At 57.9% G+C, this 1,467-nt stretch carries 2 pseudogenes; one reads left to right on the top strand and one right to left on the bottom strand.

Annotated elements, in window-relative coordinates:
* Positions 1 to 391 precede the first annotated feature (391 nt).
* Positions 392 to 1,216 (top strand): annotated as a pseudogene (locus A6A05_RS21660) (tetratricopeptide repeat protein); the annotation flags it as partial.
* 140 nt (positions 1,217 to 1,356) lie between these two features.
* On the opposite strand, the pseudogene A6A05_RS21665 reads toward A6A05_RS21660, so the two are convergent.
* Positions 1,357 to 1,467 (bottom strand): annotated as a pseudogene (locus A6A05_RS21665) (IS5/IS1182 family transposase); the annotation flags it as partial.

The following is a 1,467-nucleotide window of genomic DNA, read 5'->3' on the forward strand; positions in this document are numbered from 1 at the left end:
CATGGCCGCTTTCCTCTGATCCTTGCTCACTCAACTCCACGCAGGGAGTTTGTGGCAAGGATCATTGGCACAGAGGGCACTTCTGCCAGCCTTGATCTTGGCTGCTACCGTCGCCGCGCCCGCATTCGGCGCTCCGGTCGATGAATGCGACGTTTTAGCCGCAAGTCCCCACGATATGCAGCGCGTATCTGAGGCAGTCTCCTTCGGCTCCATAATCGGACAAGCAGCTTTGGATGCTTGCGAACGCGCGTCCCTGGCCCATCCCGACAACGGACGCTTCACCTTTCAGATGGGGCGGGCATTGGATCGTTTGGGTCGCTATGGCGAAGCAGCCACCTTTTACCGGGCGGCTGCAGATCGAGGATACCCCGTCGCTTTTTACGGTCTGGGCATGTTATTCCTGCGAGGTGAAGGCGTTGCCAAGGACGCCTCGACCGCCTTAGTCTGGCTTCGCCAAAGCGCCGAACTGGGAGTGGTGGCTGCCCAACGGGAGTTGGGGGCCCTCTACGCCCGTGGCAAAGATGTGCCGAGCAACCTCTCGGAGGCTAGCAAGTGGACTCGCATGGCGGCTGAAAATGGAGACGTGTCAGCACAGATCAAGCTTGCCCAAGCCAACGAGTTCGGGCTGGGTCTTCCAATCGACCCATCTGAAGCTCTGTATTGGTATTCCATTGCCGCCACTTCGGGCGAGACTGCTGCCCTTGAAGGTAAAAAGGTTCTTGAGATGAAGTTGCTTCCATCGCTAACAGCTGAGGTAGAGCGGCGCATTGCACTGTACGGAACGACCCCACCGACTATGACGGCGATCAAGACGCCATCCAAGCCCATTGAGCCTCCATCAGTTGGTCGGCCGCCCCCCTCCTCCGCTCCACAGGCATCTCAGCCGAGGTCATTGCATCGACTGGAAGTTCCCTCCCCCCTTGCCATTTCGTTCAAGAGGGCCAAACCACGTCCGGACGACGTTGCTGTCATCATTGGCAACTCGGACTACATAAGCCAAGCACGAGACATTCCGCCTATCCCCCCCGCAGTCAACGATGCAATGGCAATGAAGCGATATGCCCGAGAAGCTTTGGGGATCGACGAGAGCAACATCATCTTCCTGACGAACGCGACGGGTACCCAATTTGTCGAGGTCTTTGGTACGGAGCAGGAATTTCGAGGCAAACTCTTCAACTGGGTCAAGCCCGGAAAATCTCGGGTTTTCATCTATTTCTCCGGCCATGGCGCTCCGGCAGGCCCTGATGCTAGATCCGTCCTTGTGCCCTCTGACGCCTCGGCTTCGCAACTCTCATTGAGCGGCTATTCTCTCGACCTGCTGTATGCCAACTTAGAGTCCGTCCGCGAAGTTCCCTATTATTTCCTGTGCCTTGCGATTCTGCGCAGCATGAGGCGGATCATGGCCAGGCGCAGGAACGCCAGCGCCATTCTGGCGAGGTTCTCGAAGTCCTTGGCGAGGCGTCGGCA

The organism is Magnetospirillum moscoviense, assembly GCF_001650635.1.
GTDB lineage: Bacteria > Pseudomonadota > Alphaproteobacteria > Rhodospirillales > Magnetospirillaceae > Magnetospirillum > Magnetospirillum moscoviense.